This is a genomic window from Flavobacterium pedocola (assembly GCF_053764385.1).
This window is the reverse complement of record NZ_JBSNCR010000001.1, coordinates 671,584-688,275: the sequence shown is the minus strand read 5'-3', so window position 1 is coordinate 688,275 and position 16,692 is coordinate 671,584. Positions and strand designations below refer to the sequence as shown.

Sequence of the window (16,692 nt, the reverse complement as noted above, 5' to 3'; positions counted from 1 at the left end):
TGCCAGCTCTTCCTATTATAAACCGGCGCTAGCCATTTTATAAAACCGCTGTTGTAGGCTGTATTATTTTTCCTCTATAATTTCTATATAGACTGTATCTACAATGCTATTATTAAATTGAATTGTTAAAAAATAATACTTTGGATACAAAATCCCTTTGTAGTCTAGTAAATACTTCCATTTATTATCAACAATTTCTTCATTAGATTTGCCTAGATTAGTTAAAATAAATGTACTGTCTTTTCCAATAAATTTTTTGTTTTTGAGAATATCATCAACCATTTTAATTCTATCTCCAGGTGTACGGTTCCATTCAATTGTACTGAATTCTTTATCTGAATACTCATTTCTAGATGTTATAATAAAAACAATAATAAGTATAACTAGCAGGACTGATGCGGCTATAATTTTTCTCATTTCTTTAAAATTAGTCTGTAGGGGTTAAAACACCATTATTAATATAAACAAGGTTGCCAATGTTAACTTCAATTAAAATTGAATCAGCAATTATATCATCATTTGTTAAAAAATTGAAGGACATACGTATAGCTTTGTCTCTACCTTTCTTATTATTAAATAAATCCATTTGTTTTGGTAAACCGCTTGAAAATGCTTCATGAGCATGTGTGAATATTTCAGTAACTACCGAACCAATTTCTGCAGTTCCTAAAGCATTCCAATAAGCGTGTCTAAAAGCATCTGCTCTTCCGTCTTCAATGCCGGTTAAGGTATTGTTTTGAACTAGTTGTACAGTTTTATTTAAAGCTGTTGTTGAGTTTTCAATATGAAATAGAGCTTTGTCGGGCATTAGACTAAAAACGATTAATTCAGCAGGATTTGGTGTTTGATTAAAAATTTGAAAATTAGAAATCATGTATTGGTTATCTTTCCACCATTCAAAAGGCCTACCACCATTTTTTCCAGGATAATCATCAACTGAGAATTCAGGTATTATTATACCGTTTTGACAGATTGTATCGATTAACTGATTTGTGAACTCTATACTTTCATCTGTCCAATTTTGAGAAATTAAGTAATTAATAATTTTATTGTAAGAATCTCTGTTTTCATTAGCCCAAACTTGTTGAGCGTAAGATAGATTACTAAAAAAGTGTTGCGCTTTAATTGCATTGATATAATTTGGATCATCGTAAACAGGGTTATCAAACATATTTGGGGTAAACTCAAAAGGATTTGTAGGGATGTAACCAGAACCTCCAGGGTTATTTGGATCTCCAGGATCAGAAACTCCTCCGCCACCTGTTGAACAATCAACAACTGTAGTTTCAATATATCTGTAACATTCACCTGTTGGACAGCCACTACTTGAAGAAGCATCACATCTGTCTGTACAGGCAGATGTTCCAGAACAATAAGTTACAGGAGTTGTACTTGTGCATACAGTTGACTGTCTGTTAGTTGTGTCCAAATAACTATGCTTACTGTCGAAAATTAAGTTGATTGTATCAAATTCATAATTTGAGTTTTGGTTTAATAAGAAAATAGATTTTTCCCAAATGTTATTTTCTTTCCTATACACCAAATTATATATTTGATTTGGTTGCGTGCTTTCTGAAAAAGGATATATTCTGAAGGAATAAGTTGTTTCGTTGGTCTGGCTTATATGTCTTTGTATTGCCAAAGTGTCAATAAAAAAATCAGATATTTCAACGTCTTTATTTGTGGATTTTAAATCAGACAAAGATGATTTTACAATAGTTTTGAAATTTTTTATTCCGGTTTCTTTTTTGAATTGGAACAAAGAAATTTTGTTTTTGTTTTCGGTATGATCATTATGTGAGTTAATGATCTCATCGTTACAACTTATTAAAGAAACAAAAGTCGCGATTAAAAAGAATTTTAGAATACTTCTTGTTTTTTGTTTCATAAACGTTGTTTTTTAATTATGACTAAATATTAGCTCTACTATTTAAGATAAATTAATTAGAGACTACTAATTTCGGATGTGGAAAAACCGCAAAAACTGTTAAAACTCATACTCATTTTTTCAAATATAGCCTACAACGTCCCGCCGGCTTTATAAAGTGGCGGAATTTTTATTACTGATTTTCAAATATAGCTAAAAGTTTGATTGATTCCAGCTCGTTCTATTATGAACCGGCGCCAGCCATTTTATAAAACCGCTGTTAGCAGCAGGATATTACTGAATTAATTTCATAAAATTATTATATTGCTCATGTTCGCATTGTAATTTATAAATTCTTTATTACCATTAGTTCTACAAATGCTTGCTGACGGATATGAATTTGCATAAGTAGAAAATATTTTAGGTATTACATTTTGCGTTTCCAAAGCATGTTTTTCAATGGAGAAGAAATACTCGACAAAACAATAATCATAATCAATTTTATCGTAGTATATTGACTCTAATACTTCAATACCAATATTTTTCTTTATCCATTTTTCTAAATTTTCCAGTTCTGTAAATTCTCCTTCTAATATTATTGAATATTTATATTGAGATAATAATTGATTTCTTTCTTCTTCGTAAGAGTTTAAATTATCCCCGTATTCAATTAACATTTTTTGATACGAACTGTTTCTCATAGTTATGTTTATCTTGCTGCTAACGTCCCGCCGGCTTTGAGCTGGCGAGGATTTTTATTACTGATGTTTACAAATATACCGAAAAGATTGGAAGAAAAAACCTCACTTCGGAGAAGAAAGTGCCAACACCGGCTCTTCCCGATACACACCGAAACCTCGCTTGCTCAAAACCGCTGTTAGCAGCAGTTTATTTGACATGCTAATCTTTTTTTAATTCATCAGGGAAGTCAACATATTTTAGTTTCATAAAATAGCGATTGTATGGAAAAGATAAATTTTTTAGCTCATTAGTTTTATGAGCACAATATTTATTTACTGAACAAGCTGCACACTTATTTGGATTTACGTTATTTGTTAAATCGATAGATTTAGTCGTTATAAAATTCTTTAATTCATCAACCGTTTTGTTTAAAATTTCTGAATTTTCTCCCTTTCTGATTATCTTTAAAGATACGCTATGAACATTTGGAAGTTCATATTCGAAATCATAAAACCAATATATAAGGATTCCATATTCTATATTGTATTCTTTTATGTTTTCGATATATGATTGTAGCTGCAATATGTGGTTTTCGAAAAAATGATTTTTAATTTTCTCCCTTTTTTTTATGATTTTTTCATAATCAAAATTTTGCTCATCAATATAATTATTTAAAAATTTGAATTTTTCTTCAACTACAAAATACTTGTTATTAGTATCTCTAAAAATGTAGTCTGGTTGACCTATGTAATTTTTTTCTTGATTTACAAAATAGAAATTTTCATTAGAATGACCCGAAAATACAACTTCACAATTCTTTATTTTCTTTATCTTTTCATTATTTAAAACATCAGAATCAAAAAATGATGATTCAGAGCAATTAGGAGGTAGTTTTTTGTCTATAAGTCTTAATGATTCATGCAAATTGATTCCTGTAAGTCTTTTGTCTTCATTTGTAGGGTGTTCTATTTCAAATGATTTTGATATAGAATAACTTACAGGACAAAAATTAAAACTTGAAATATCAGTTGCACTTATTGATTTTTTTTCAGAAATGCTTTTCAGAATTATTGAACCTAGATTTTTTTTAATTTCTATTTCTTTGAGTAATTCTTCAATACACTCAGAGTTTGAATATTTAAGAACCCAATAGTCTCTTAAATAACCACTTGGATACTTTTCTTGTCTCCATTCTTTATAAAATTTACCATATATTAATTCTAATTTAACCAAATAAATTCTAATTAAATTTGAATCTAAGTAGCCAATTTTTTTTAGTAAATATTCAGCAAAAAGTTGTTGTTTTTCACTTAACATTCTTATATGGTATTAAATTGCTGCTAACGGTTTGGGGCTTTGCAAAGGCAGGGCTTCCTTGCACCAAACTTTGATTTTTCCCTGATGTTCAAATATAGTAAAAAGTTTGTATTATCACTTTTGCCCTGCTTTTGCAAAACCCCTGTTGTACGTAGTTATTGATTTATTCTCATTCCAAGGTTTTTATCAATAACGGAGTTGGAAGACCTCCTCCAAAAAAGAATTCCACGTTATCCACTTCTTTATGAACCTAAATTGAATTGATTATATGTTTGATATGATCTGTTCAATTTAGGCTTCCTCTAGTTTTTTTGTTCCGCAATAAAAAGTCAGTAAAAGATATTTCTCGTTATTGATTTATAGGATTTTTTTTACTAACTTAGCCAAGTCTTTTACGCTGTCAAGCGTTTGAAAGTAAAACTTTCCACGATGCCAATCGCAAAGACTTGCGGTTAACACCTTACTTATTTCTACACAAAAAAACTAGAGGATTCATAAACGTAAAACTTCGGAGGGCGTGCCAATTACGTACAACGTCCCGCCGGCTTGGCGAGGTTTGGGACTAAATTAAGATTTATTTTTCAGTTAAGCACAAATTTCGCAAATACAAAACCAACTCTAAATTAAGACCAAAACCCAAATCTTGCCAAACCGCTGTTAGCAAACGTTTATTGCAATTCACTAATATTAATTGAATTGTTTTTCCATAAAATTATATCGCCATTATCTGTTTTTGGAAAGTTAGGGTCAATTTTCTTAAATACATATTGCCCTTCGTTATCTTGAGATAGACAAATTGAATGTCTTCCCTCATCGTTCTTTTTAATTCTAATTGATTCTGTCCAAGAATTGTTGTCTGATTTAAAATAGATTATAACTACAGTTTCTTCAGTCTTTGTTTCAACTAGAATACTTTGCATTTCAAAAGGTCTTAATGTTCCAAAATTTATTGGGTCAATTCCAAAACCAGGAATTCTAAAATCCATTCCATCTACTTCTGAATAATTTGGTATTACTACAAATTTTGCTGTTAAATTGGGTATAGCAAATTCCCCTTTTAGTCCTATAACGATTTGTGTTTGATTGCCATTGTCTTGACCACCACCTAAAGTAGCAATTGGATAACTTCCTTCACCAGTAATTTGATTTGTTTGTTTAATTATCTTTTCTGCTAATTCAATATTTTTTGAATTAAGTGTTTTTATCTCTTTTGTTTGATCGGTTATAGTTTGCTTTAGTTTATCTTCAGTTTCTTGACCATCTTTTTTTGCAGCTAAATAACTGAAAACCATAGCAGCAACTGTGCAAACTATGGCTAGGATATAATATATATTCATGTTTTTAACTTTCATGTAGTTTTAAATGTTTGCTAACGTCCCGCCGGCTTTAAGAAGTGGCGGATGTTTTATTACTGATGCTTACAAATATACCGAAAAGATTGGAAGAAAAAATTGAAAAATACTGCCGGCGTTTTATGCTGGTTCGTTCCATTAGGCACAGGCTCCGACATTTCTTAAAACCGCTGTTAACCGCCGTTTAAATTATTTTTTCAATTCTGTTTTCAGCTTCCTCAATTGTAATTCCATTTTCCCAATCAGAAACTAATTTATGTTCTGAATTGTGAGGAATTATTTCAGGACGTAAACCTTCTCTTTGAGTTTCTATATTTACATGAAGATTAAGTGTAGATTCTTCATAATCTATTATATCATTACAAAGCATTCCAAAGTAAGTTTTTGGTTCTGAATCTTTTTTAAAATTTGATTCATACTTATTAAAAGTTTTTTCGCTCACAGAAACCCAAACTCCATAATCTAAACTTTCACAAGTGTCATTAATTTGGAAACTCAAAACAGTTCTTATAAACCTATCTGTTTGTTCTGGATAAGATATGACACAAAAATCATCTGAAATTTCCGCAATTTCATTTTTATCTTTTTCACTTAAAGCATCGTAATGAAATGGAGCTTTAAATACAATTGCAGGTAATTCTTTATGGACTTTTCCACAAGTTTCGCATTTAAACTCTTTCTTTTTATTTCCTCTGAATTTATCCCAAAACATTGTATTCTATATTTTTAAGTTTCAGTTGTGGCTAAATGGCGGTTAACGTCCCGCCGGCTTTAAGAAGTGGCGGATGTTTTATCACTGATGCTTACAAATATACCGAAAAGATTGGAAGAAAGAACCTTGCTTCGCAGAAGAAAAGAAATCACTGGCTCCTCCAATTATACACCGGGCACCGCCATTTCTTAAAACCGCTGTTAGCCGTTGTTTTTTATTTTCACCAAAATTTCCACCATTTTTTTTCGGCAACAAAATTTTCTTTCTTTTCGTTGATTTTTGAATATAAAGAATCAAATTTTGATGCAATTTCTAAATATTCTTCTCCCCAACCATTTGATATAGATAATTCTTGATAAGTTGAAGTTGGTAAAAAATCTACTTTGACTTTTTCCAAAGTTTCGTAATCACAAAATTCAATTTTTTCAATATCAAGAATTATTTCTGATTTTAGTTTTTCTGAGCTGTCAAATCCAGCCCAAACAGTATCGGTTTCTGAATTTATTTTGTCCTTAACTCTTTGTAAAAGTTCTGAAATTGGTTTAAAATATTCATAATCACTGATTTTTGACATGAAAATTTCAAAAGTGTCTCCATCGCAAACTTCTTTTAAGTCTCGTAAGCTATTTATTGAATATTCTTTGGAGCAAAGTTTTTCATTTATAAGTTTTATGTCTTGTAGTTTATTTGTGATAACGTTCCAAATGATATCAATTTTATTCTCAAAAACTTCAATATCTGATTTTTCGTTTACTCTTAACAAGCCATCAACGTCACCAATGTATTTTTCGTAAACTTTTAATTGTCTTTTATTTATAACGTTTTTCATAAAATAACGGCTAACGTCCCGCCGGCTTTATAAAGTGGCGGAAATTTTGTTACTGATGCTTACAAATATAACCGAAAAGTTTGAAAGAAAAAAGCTGAAAGAAAAGAAGAAATCTAAGCCCGAACTCCTCCAATTACACACTGTCCCCGCCATTTTATAAAACCGCTGTTAGCGGCAGTATCATTTACACTCTTTTATTTTAGCTTCCAAAATAGAATCAAATTTCCTCTCATATTTAAAATCAAATTTCTCACTTAAATCATTGTAAGTTCCAATATAAAATTCCAAGAAAGTATACTGTTCGTCTTTGTTTATTTCTTTCCCGTTTTCATCTAGCACTTTTCCTGTTGTTCCAGTTCTTCCCCAATGAAAAACACCCAGCTTATTTCTTGACGGCTCGTTAGCGTTTTTTTCTAAAGTCCATTCTTCATTAAAATCTCTTACATCCATTTTCGGTAACTTAAGTCTCTTACCGTTTTTGTCAACTAAAAAATATTCATGATTAATTGTTCCATATTCCTGTTCATTGTCAACTATGAGTATTCCATTACTAGGGATTTGATAAACTAGTCCTTCATTAGTTTTCTCAAGATGTAGCCCGCAATTTTTCTTGTGAATGATATTTACTTTTCCACGATACTTTTCTGGAATTAAAAAAACTTCAGGCTCTACAGTTTTATAACATGAAGAAACAATAACGCCGCAAAATATGACAGAGAGTAAGAATAATATTTTTTTTGACATGTTTTCTGGTGTAAATGTTTTTTCGGTTTGGCTGGATATTGCCGCTAACGTCCCGCCAGCTTGCTGCAGGTGGGGGATTGTTATCCCAAAAGTATCACTTTAAGATTAAGTTTACAAATACAAAACCAACTTTAAATTTTGCCCTAAAGTCCCACTTGCTGCAAACTGCTGTTAGCGGTTCGTTGTTATTTCTGTCAGTTTTTTAATTAATGTTTTATCATCAATTTTTACAGCAAATTTTAGCGGAGTGTTGTCAGCATTATTTACCGAATTCGGATTTGCATTATATGATAAAAGAAGGTCAACCATTTCATATTTTCCTTTTGCATTAAAAACTGCTATCCATAAAGGTGTGTTTCCATAAATATTCTTTTCCTCAATATTTATGTGTCTTTCAAGCAATTCTTTAGCCAATCGAATATTATTGTATTCACAAGCAAAATGAAGAAGGTTAAGTCCCTTTTGATATTTCTTATTCACATTTTTCAGTTCTCTCACTTTTTGCAAAAACATTTCGCTATGAATATCATATTCAAACAAGTTAATTTCTTTTTCTTCGTCGAGCGTTGGTTTTTTTTCTGTCTTTATTTCGCTCTTCTTAAAATAGTTGAATATTTTCATAAGTCAATTGGTTTTTTTGGTACGGTCTTGTCTGGTTACAATGACCGCTAACTAGTAAATATACACACCTCCCGGCAATATTTACTATAGATTAATTTGTTTAAAATCAAGTGATTGAAAAAATATATTTAAAAAACAACAATACTTGTTTTTGTATATATAAAAAATATATTTTCTCAATCCTTTTTTCAAAAGTAGTAATATTTTTCAAAAGTAAAATGATGAATTAAGGTGATGGGACGTTTGGTGTTGTAACTCCAAAACATTCAACCGCAATTTTCGTATCCGTTTTAAGTTCATAGAGGTCGTTGTTTATTTGTTGGTAAAACTGCACTCCTGCAAAAGCCATTAGCGTTTTGGCTGTATCGGGAATGGATTCCGGGCTTAAGGAAAACGTTGAGTCGGTATTGTTTTTATCCAGATACAAAGGATTACTCAGGTGTAGCTTGGTCGTCAGCGAATCAAAATCAAAAGCGAGAACCCCAAACTGTATTTGCATATGGGTAGCCGCAACCGGAAAGCTTATTTTGGTTATGTCAAACCGATTTGCGGTAAAGGTAAAATCGTCTGGATTGTATTTACATTCACATGTAAGGGCTTGCTGTACATTACGGCTAAGTGTAAACGGGAAATCCATAAGCAGCTTTTGTCCTGCGGTAGTATGCAAACCGTTAGCAACTGTGCGTTTACCGCGATCGGATAAAGCGTCATAGGTTTTTATTTCCTGGAACAAACGCATCATTCTGCCATGTAAGGCAGCTTCAGTGTAGTTGTTATAAAAGGGGAAGAGCGCAATCCGCAACTGTTTTTTAACCTTCGAACAATGCCCGAATTCACTGCTGTTTTCCCGAACTCTAACCATCGAAGCTTTGGTTTTTATTGCATTGCCGTCGAAACCTCCACCTGCTTTACGGGCAACCGGAACGCCTTTTCTGTAATAAAAATTGATGCCTTCTAATGTTCCTTCCAGAGGCACTATACTTTTTTGTTTTGCCACTTGTTATAGTTTTATTCTTACAAATATAATCTTTTTAAATTTAATCTTGCTAAAGGATTAGTCTGAATGTAAATTGTATATATACAGTAATTACAAAGTATGTATTGCATATATATAGCATATTTATAGCATATTTATAGCATATTTATAGCATATTTATAGCGTATATATAGCGTATATATAGCGTATATATAGCGTATTCAAAACCTTAATAGCTTATCCTGATTATAATATAGTACCATTGTAATATCGTTATAGTTCCATTATAGTTTTATTATTGTACCGTTATAGTGTCATTGTGGTGTCATTATAGTGTCATTATAGTGTCATTATAGTAGTATTATAAAACCGTTTGTTCCCCATTGTAGTATTTTCAGTGCTGTAAGTTTTTCATATTATGTATATTTGTACACTTTAGTAAAAAAAGCAGTTATAAACGACAAATAAATACAGTATGTCAGATGATAAGAAAGTGATATTTTCCATGTCACGCGTGAGTAAAACGTACTCCTCCACAAACAAACAGGTCTTAAAGGACATTTACCTTAGTTTCTTCTACGGAGCCAAAATCGGTATCTTAGGTTTGAACGGTTCGGGTAAATCGTCTTTATTAAAAATCATTGCCGGGGTAGACAAGAACTACCAGGGGGATGTGGTTTTCGCTCCGGGATATACCGTAGGATATTTAGAGCAGGAACCGCAATTGGACGAAAACAAAACGGTTATAGAAATCGTTCGTGAAGGTGTTGCCGAAACTATGGCGATCCTGGACGAATTCAATAAGATCAACGATATGTTTGGTGATCCCGATGTATACGAAGATGCCGATAAGATGCAGAAGCTTATGGACCGTCAGGCGGATTTACAGGATAAAATCGACGCAGCCGGTGCCTGGGAAATCGATACCAAATTAGAAATCGCAATGGACGCTTTACGTTGTCCGGATGCTGATACGCCAATCAAGGTATTATCTGGAGGAGAGCGTCGTCGTGTGGCGTTATGCCGTTTGTTGTTACAACAGCCGGACGTATTGTTACTGGATGAGCCTACCAACCACTTGGATGCTGAGTCGGTACACTGGTTAGAGCAACACTTACAACAATACCAGGGAACAATTATCGCCGTAACGCACGACCGTTATTTCCTTGATAATGTTGCAGGATGGATTCTTGAGTTAGACCGCGGGGAAGGTATTCCATGGAAAGGAAACTATTCGTCTTGGTTAGACCAGAAATCAAAACGTATGGAGCAGGAAGAGAAAGTGGCTTCCAAACGACGTAAAACCTTAGAACGTGAGTTGGAGTGGGTAAGACAGGGTGCCAAAGGCCGTCAGACCAAACAGAAAGCCCGTTTACAAAACTACGACCGTTTATTGAACGAAGATCAGAAAGAGCTTGACGAAAAATTAGAGTTGTACATCCCTAACGGCCCGCGTTTGGGAACTAATGTAATCGACGCTAAGAATGTTGCCAAGTCTTATGGTGAAAAAATATTATACGATAACTTAAACTTCACTTTACCACAAGCGGGTATCGTGGGAATCATCGGGCCGAACGGTGCCGGTAAAACCACCATCTTCAAAATGATCATGGATGAGTTACAACCGGACAGCGGGGAATTCCATACGGGTGATACCGTAAAAATCGCTTACGTAGACCAAACGCACGCCAATATCGATCCTAACAAATCCATTTGGGAAAACTTCTGTGACGGTCAGGAACTGATCATGATGGGCGGCCGTCAGGTAAACTCAAGAGCATATTTATCACGTTTCAACTTCGGAGGAAGCGACCAGAACAAGAAGGTAAATACCTTATCAGGAGGTGAGCGTAACCGACTTCACTTAGCGATGACCTTAAAAGAAGAAGGAAACGTATTGTTATTGGATGAGCCTACGAATGACTTGGACATCAACACCCTTCGTGCTTTGGAAGAAGGTTTGGAGAACTTCGCAGGTTGTGCTGTAGTAATTTCTCACGACCGATGGTTTTTAGACAGAATCTGTACGCATATTCTTGCTTTTGAAGGCGATTCACAGGTATATTTCTTCGAAGGAGGCTTCTCGGATTACGAAGAGAACCGAAAGAAACGTTTAGGAGATGTAGCGCCTACACGATTGAAATACAAGAAGTTAATCAGAGGTTAACAAGAGAATACAAATTGAGCGTCCGTTTTTACGGACGCTTTTTTTTAACAAAAAATCCGGATAATCACACTTTTAAAACATTGTAAAGTGAAATGTCTTTTATATATTGTGCTGTTATAAAAAGACTTAATGATAAAGGATGTTGTTAAAATACTGATACTGTTTTTTCTTACCGGAATGCAATCGGCAAACGCCCATGATGTACACCTGTCTGAAAAAGAAATTTCCGATTTAATCAGGAAGGCAGGCAGTCATTTAATGAACCTTGAATGCTCACAATCGCTCAGAGTAGCGCAACAGGCACTGACAGAAGCACATAAAAACAAAAACAACGTCCAGATTGCCAAATCCTACAACCTGATCGGGCTCAACTTCGAAGAATTCTCAGACTATCAAAAGGCAATAGATTTCTACAAGAAAGGACTTGAATATGCACTTCATAGCGATAACGATACAATCAAAGACTTCCTTTATAACAATCTTGGTAATGTGTATACGTACCGTAAGGTTAATTTCCGCAAAGGTATTGAGAGCTATAAGAAAGCCCTTTTTTATTCGAAGAAGATCGACTATGCATACGAAATCATGTATACCAATTTAAATATTGCTATAGCCTATTTCGCCATAGAAGATTATAAATCCGGATTGCCTTACCTGAAAGCAGCAGAAGCCTATGTTCGTAAAAGCGATGAGTTAGAGGCTAAAATATCCCTGAATTCCCTTTATGGTTCCTATTATGCTTCCATAAAACAATACGATAAAGCCAAAGACCATTTCGATGCCGCCCTGTTGCTTTGCAATGAAGACAAACCGGAATTACTCGAAACTAACGCAGTAGAAGTGTACGACGACGTTGCTGCATTTTATTCCCAGATCGGGGATTATAAAAACGCGTACGCCTATCTGGATAAGTACAATACGTTAAAGGATAAACTCTACAACGAAAACCGTTCCAACAGTACCAAACTGGCAGGAAGCAGTGTTGAGTTGCAGGATTATCAGCTACAGATTGACAAGATAGAATCCGAAAAGAATAAGTTTGAAAGATCACTGCGCCAGTCTAAAGCGATAGTGGTTTTATTCATCATCATTTTCATAGTAGTTGGGTTGTATGCTTATGCGCTTTATAAAAACAACAAGCGCCGTATCAAATACAACCGCGAACTGAAACAGGCCAACGAAGAGCTTTTAGCGGCAAAAGAAAAAGCAGAAGAAGCCTCCCGTTTAAAATCCCAGTTCATTTCCACCATCAGCCACGAGTTGCGTACTCCGCTGTACGGTGTAGTGGGAATCACCAACATCCTGATTGACGAACATAAAGAGTTAGCTAAAAGCAATTACATCAAATCACTTAAGTTTTCGGCGAAATACCTGTTGTCTTTGGTGAACGATATCCTTCAGGTCTACAAGATAGAGGAGAACAAGATTACATTGGAAAATACAGTCTTCAACCTTGCCGATGAATTAAACTCCATCATGGACAGTTTACAGTTCATGGCCGTTAAGAACAACAACGAGCTGGTGTTGGATATAGACGAAAACATTCCGGAGTATTTAATCGGGGACAAAGTACGACTGTCACAGATTTTCATGAACCTGGCCAGCAACTCCCTGAAATTTACCAACGATGGGGAAGTGAAGATAACCGCAAAAGTAGTGCGTAATGAAGCCACTTTCAGTTTCATTAGGTTTGAAGTGATCGATAACGGTATTGGTATTAAGAAAGAAGACCAGGCGCGTATTTTCGAGAAGTTCGTACAGATCGAGCGCCGTGAAGACGACTATCAGGGAACAGGTTTAGGTTTATCCATCGTGAAAAAACTATTGCACCTTTTCGGAAGCGATATTGAAATTTGCAGTGAAGTGAATAAAGGTACCAAAATGTCTTTCATTATCGGTTTTGATACAGATGAAGTGAAACGCAACGAAGTCCTTAAAAACCTTGATGTAGATTTTTCACTGGAGCATACTTACAAGATTCTTGTAGTGGAAGACAATAAGATCAACCAGATTGTAACCAAAAAATTCCTTGATGTGCGCCACTTCGAAAGCACTATCGTAGACGACGGCTATCAGGCATTGGAATTGCTCGAAACGGAAACCTTCGATATCATTCTTATGGACATCAACATGCCTAAGATAAACGGTTTTGAGACCTCTAAACTCATCCGTGAGAAAGGTATCAACACTCCGATTATCGCATTAACGGCCTTCAACGTTCAGGAAATCGCCGATCAGATAAAAGAGTCGGACATCAACGATATCATCATCAAACCATTCCAACCGAACCAGCTGTACAAGATGATAGTAAACCTGAGCAACAAAAACGAGATCATCCAGAAAATAGCCGAGAAGCGCTTAAACTAAACACAAATAAAAAAACGGATTACTTTCAAAGTAATCCGTTTTTTGTTGTTGTTAATGTATTTCAATCCTTTTAGATCTCGAACCACGACCGTTAGTCTGTTTCTGGATTTCCACATGCAGGATGCCATCTTTGTAGGTAGCATCAATGGTTTCTTTTTTTACATTGTCCGGTAAATAAAAAGAACGGCAAAAAGACTGGTAACTGAACTCTTTACGCATATAATTGTCTTTTTCGCTCTTTTCTTCGTTTTCGTATTTTCTCTCAGAAGAAATGGTAAGCATGTCGTTTTTGAGTTCAATGTTGAAATCTTTTTTCTGCATTCCCGGGGCCGCTAAATCAATTTTAATCTGCGTCTCGTTTTCCATCAAATTTACCGAAGGCAACGTACTACCGAGACTGGAATAGTTCTTGTCGTTCCAGTCAAAAAAATCTTTTGCAAAAACATCATCAAAGAAAGAATTCATTGATGGGAAAAGATTCTTTTTGTTTGCTAAAGTTCCCATAATTATAATCTTTTTTATGATTAAACGCACTACAAATTTAGCCATTAATCAATTTTAATAAACTATAATTAACACATACTTAGCGTGTTGTATTCTTAATACCAGCGTTTTTTATTCTTCTTGGAACCTTCTGATTTTCTGGACTTGTTAGCTGCATCACCGGATGGTTTATTCTTAGAACCGGAAGCATGAGGTTTCTTCTTATTTCTAAGATCAGGTTTCGCATCAGGGTTTTTCACTTCCTCTTTCCATGGGAATGGGTGATCGGTCACCACTTTTACCTTCTGACGGGTAAGTTTTTCAATATCCTGCCAATAGGTTTTCTCGTCTTTTCCACAGAAGGAAATTGCCAATCCGCTGTTTCCGGCGCGTCCTGTACGGCCAATACGGTGTACATACGTTTCCGGAATATTAGGCAAATCAAAATTGATTACATAAGGCAGCATTTCAATATCAATACCACGGGCAGCAATATCGGTAGCCACTAATACAGAGGTTTCCTTGTTTTTAAAGCTCTCTAAGACACGTTGTCTCGCCGATTGGGATTTGTCCCCATGAATCGCTTCCGCGTGGATATTTTGCTTCTTAAGCGCTTTTACCACATTATCAGCGCCGTGTTTTGTACGGACAAAGACCAATACATTCTCCAGTTTATCTTCTTCAATGATATGGTAAAGCAGTTTTCGTTTGTCTTCTTTGTCTACAAAATAAACTTTCTGGTTCACTTTCTCCGCAGTACTCGACACAGGGGTTACCGAAACATACTCCGGTTTGGTCAGGAACGTATCCGCCAATTCACGGATAGCAAACGGCATCGTCGCGGAAAACAACAACGTCTGACGGTTATCCGGTGTCAGTTTGATAATCTTTCTCACATCGTTAATGAAACCCATGTCCAGCATCAGATCCGCTTCATCCAAAACCAAATGATGCAAATGATTCAGATCAATAAAGCCTTGCTTGTGTAGATCCAGCAAACGTCCGGGTGTAGCCACTAAAACATCAATACCTTCTTTCAATTCATTAACCTGCGGCACTTGGTTTACACCTCCGAAAATTACCAGCGTTTTTACATTGGTATACTTTCCGTAAGTGTCAAAACTCTCACCAACCTGTATCGCTAATTCACGGGTAGGTGTAACCACCAGCGTACGAATGTGTTTAGCCTTTTTAGCAGAACCCACAATACGGTGCAGCAAATTAAGAATAGGAATCGCAAAGGCTGCAGTTTTACCGGTACCGGTTTGTGCACAGCCAACTAAGTCAGTTCCTTCCAGAATAATCGGTATGGATTGTTCCTGAATAGGTGTGGGGTTCGTATAGCCTTCTTCCGTGATGGCTTCCTGTATATTTTTAAGTAGATTAAGATCGTGAAATTGCATAAAAAAAGACGATAGTGATTTGGCTATCGTCTTGCAAAAGTACTCTAAAATATTGAGATTCTTAATTGTTGGATTTTGCTTTCATGAAATCGGTAATAAGATAGGCATTCAGTTTACCGATTAAGTGATTGTTTTTTTCATAGGCCAAATCAGGCGCTCCTTCACAGATATGCAGGTAAGAAGCATTAGGGTTTTGCCCGAAAACATGAAGGAACTGTCGCAGTTGTTCCACCGAAAAACCGCTTAACGTCATGGCACTGCTCGGGATATTGGGTATTGCATCCAAATCGATTTCAATACCAAACGGATCTTCAGTAATATGCTTTTGAGCAGCCTCCATTTCTGTTTTGAAGTCTTTTTCAAGTCGAACCGCTATTTGCTCGTAAGTATTGTAAAGCACTTTCCCTTCCGTCTTTTTAATGCTTTCCAGGATACTCTTCGAAGTATAACTTTCATGAAGCCCAAAGATGAAGTATTTCTTAAGGAAGCCTTCTTCAAAAGCATAGGAGAAGCCGTTACCGCTGTGTCTTCCTTCCAATGCCCTGAAATCAGTATGTGCATCAAAGTTGATGGCATTTACCGGTTTTCCTTTGGCCAGTGCTAGCCCTTTGATGTTCCCGTAAGCATTATTGTGTCCGCCACCAATGATAATAGGTGTTTTACCGGCTTTAATGATTTGACATACGATATGGGAAACCTCTTTGTCAATTTTGTCCACCAGTTTAAAGAACTTTTTTTTGTCGTCCTTATTCTTGATGTTCAGTTCTTGGATAGCATCCATTTCTTCCGTCACATTCACCGTGCCTAAAATCATCAGTCGGCTTCCTTTACAAAAACGGTTGTTCTGTATGTTTACGATGCTCTTAAGGGTACTTTCCCATGCAGAAGCTGCCCCGGGACGCCCTAAATTAGCTCTTACACCAATATCTTCAGGAATACCGAAGAGTACGAATTCGGCATCACTGGCTTCTAAAAATTCAAGGGTGTCCATCTCTTTGGGAACGGTTTGAATACGCTCTCCAAATTTAATCTCAGTACTGCGATGGTTAGTTATTTTAGTTAAATCGCTTAACGAAAAACGAATAAGTTTGTCCATATAAAATGAAATTCGAGTACTCAAAAATACTATTTTCCCTAAAACTTTCGTTTAGTAATTAGGTTTAAATGAAAAAA

Annotated in this window: 15 protein-coding genes; 2 read left to right on the top strand and 13 right to left on the bottom strand. The window is 35.2% G+C overall.

Annotation, left to right across the window (positions count from 1 at the left end):
• Positions 1–63 precede the first annotated feature (63 nt).
• The 10 genes from ACWPKD_RS03325 to ACWPKD_RS03280 all read right to left on the bottom strand — a co-directional run bounded on the left by ACWPKD_RS03325 (position 64) and on the right by ACWPKD_RS03280 (position 9,120).
• Positions 64–417, bottom strand: a complete 354-nt coding sequence (locus ACWPKD_RS03325) for a hypothetical protein (RefSeq protein ID WP_455411255.1) — start codon at positions 415–417, stop codon at positions 64–66.
• A 10-nt stretch (positions 418–427) separates the two neighbouring features.
• Positions 428–1,888, bottom strand: coding sequence for a DUF6973 domain-containing protein (locus ACWPKD_RS03320; protein WP_455411254.1), 1,461 nt, complete (start codon positions 1,886–1,888; stop codon positions 428–430).
• Positions 1,889–2,175: 287 nt separating this feature from the next.
• The gene (locus tag ACWPKD_RS03315) at positions 2,176–2,544 is read right to left on the bottom strand and encodes a hypothetical protein (protein WP_455411253.1); all 369 of its coding nucleotides are present in this window, start codon (positions 2,542–2,544) and stop codon (positions 2,176–2,178) included.
• Between the two features lie 223 nt (positions 2,545–2,767).
• On the bottom strand, positions 2,768–3,865 hold the full coding sequence (locus ACWPKD_RS03310) for a hypothetical protein (RefSeq protein WP_455411252.1): 1,098 nt from the start codon (positions 3,863–3,865) through the stop codon (positions 2,768–2,770).
• Between the two features lie 668 nt (positions 3,866–4,533).
• Positions 4,534–5,217, bottom strand: coding sequence for a hypothetical protein (locus tag ACWPKD_RS03305; RefSeq protein WP_455411251.1), 684 nt, complete (start codon positions 5,215–5,217; stop codon positions 4,534–4,536).
• A gap of 184 nt (positions 5,218–5,401) precedes the next feature.
• A complete protein-coding gene (locus ACWPKD_RS03300) occupies positions 5,402–5,929 on the bottom strand; it encodes a DUF2199 domain-containing protein (protein WP_455411250.1) in 528 nt (175 codons plus the stop codon).
• Between the two features lie 220 nt (positions 5,930–6,149).
• Entirely contained in the window at positions 6,150–6,758 is a 609-nt protein-coding gene (locus tag ACWPKD_RS03295; RefSeq protein ID WP_455411249.1) for a hypothetical protein, read from the bottom strand.
• 180 nt (positions 6,759–6,938) lie between these two features.
• Positions 6,939–7,502 carry a DUF6843 domain-containing protein gene (locus ACWPKD_RS03290; RefSeq protein ID WP_455411248.1) on the bottom strand — a complete coding sequence of 188 codons (564 nt, stop codon included), beginning with the start codon at positions 7,500–7,502 and terminating at the stop codon, positions 6,939–6,941.
• A 171-nt stretch (positions 7,503–7,673) separates the two neighbouring features.
• Complete coding sequence (locus tag ACWPKD_RS03285) at positions 7,674–8,123, bottom strand: ankyrin repeat domain-containing protein (RefSeq protein ID WP_455411247.1); 450 nt, start codon at positions 8,121–8,123, stop codon at positions 7,674–7,676.
• A gap of 226 nt (positions 8,124–8,349) precedes the next feature.
• A complete protein-coding gene (locus tag ACWPKD_RS03280) occupies positions 8,350–9,120 on the bottom strand; it encodes a hypothetical protein (RefSeq protein ID WP_455411246.1) in 771 nt (256 codons plus the stop codon).
• Between the two features lie 454 nt (positions 9,121–9,574).
• On the opposite strand from ACWPKD_RS03280, the gene ettA reads away from it, so the two are divergent.
• Positions 9,575–11,266 (top strand): energy-dependent translational throttle protein EttA, encoded by a 1,692-nt coding sequence (ettA, locus tag ACWPKD_RS03275; RefSeq protein WP_455411245.1) that lies wholly within the window; start codon positions 9,575–9,577, stop codon positions 11,264–11,266.
• Between the two features lie 129 nt (positions 11,267–11,395).
• Positions 11,396–13,633, top strand: coding sequence for a response regulator (locus ACWPKD_RS03270; RefSeq protein WP_455411244.1), 2,238 nt, complete (start codon positions 11,396–11,398; stop codon positions 13,631–13,633).
• Positions 13,634–13,684: 51 nt separating this feature from the next.
• Here ACWPKD_RS03270 and ACWPKD_RS03265 read toward each other — a convergent pair whose 3' ends face one another.
• From ACWPKD_RS03265 to ACWPKD_RS03255, 3 genes are all read right to left on the bottom strand, one after another.
• Positions 13,685–14,137, bottom strand: coding sequence for an Hsp20/alpha crystallin family protein (locus ACWPKD_RS03265; protein WP_455411243.1), 453 nt, complete (start codon positions 14,135–14,137; stop codon positions 13,685–13,687).
• Between the two features lie 95 nt (positions 14,138–14,232).
• Positions 14,233–15,519, bottom strand: coding sequence for a DEAD/DEAH box helicase (locus ACWPKD_RS03260; protein WP_455411242.1), 1,287 nt, complete (start codon positions 15,517–15,519; stop codon positions 14,233–14,235).
• 61 nt (positions 15,520–15,580) lie between these two features.
• The gene (locus ACWPKD_RS03255) at positions 15,581–16,615 is read right to left on the bottom strand and encodes a formimidoylglutamase (RefSeq protein ID WP_455411241.1); all 1,035 of its coding nucleotides are present in this window, start codon (positions 16,613–16,615) and stop codon (positions 15,581–15,583) included.
• Positions 16,616–16,692: the final 77 nt, after the last annotated feature.